General features: G+C 47.9%; 1 protein-coding gene. It reads right to left on the bottom strand.

Annotated elements, in window-relative coordinates; translation table 11 throughout:
* Positions 1 to 78: 78 nt before the first annotated feature.
* Positions 79 to 359: hypothetical protein (locus tag BQ17_RS22950; protein WP_218068348.1), on the bottom strand; the 281-nt coding region annotated here is incomplete at its 5' end.

Here is a 359-nt window from a genome sequence, read left to right as displayed (position 1 = left end):
ACCAGTAGTTCCATAACCTCTCGGGCACGCAACAATGACCCAACTTTAGTTCCTATGCAATCATCCGGGACCCCACAGCTATCCTATTGCGGGCTTCGAGGAAAGCAATATGCTCTTTGCCACATGCCTGGATGAGATACGAAAAAAACGAGCAGAATACTCCAAACGCATAGCGAATCGGCAACGGCCTACTTTCATCCCCTCGAACATTGATTTCAACTTGTGTTTGGATAGGTTACGGGCAAAGAAAGCAGCGAAATCCCGAAAATAGCCTATGGAATAGAGGTAGTGGATAAATTCTAAATGCTGAAGTCTGCCAACCCCTCCCTCGTCATTCCGGCAGGGATTGCCGGAATCCA

It is taken from the genome of Candidatus Thiosymbion oneisti, assembly GCF_900092655.1.
In the GTDB taxonomy this organism is placed as follows: Bacteria; Pseudomonadota; Gammaproteobacteria; order Chromatiales; family Chromatiaceae; genus Thiosymbion; species Thiosymbion oneisti.
The sequence above is the reverse complement of the archived record's forward strand: the minus strand, read 5'-3'. Positions and strand labels throughout refer to the sequence as shown.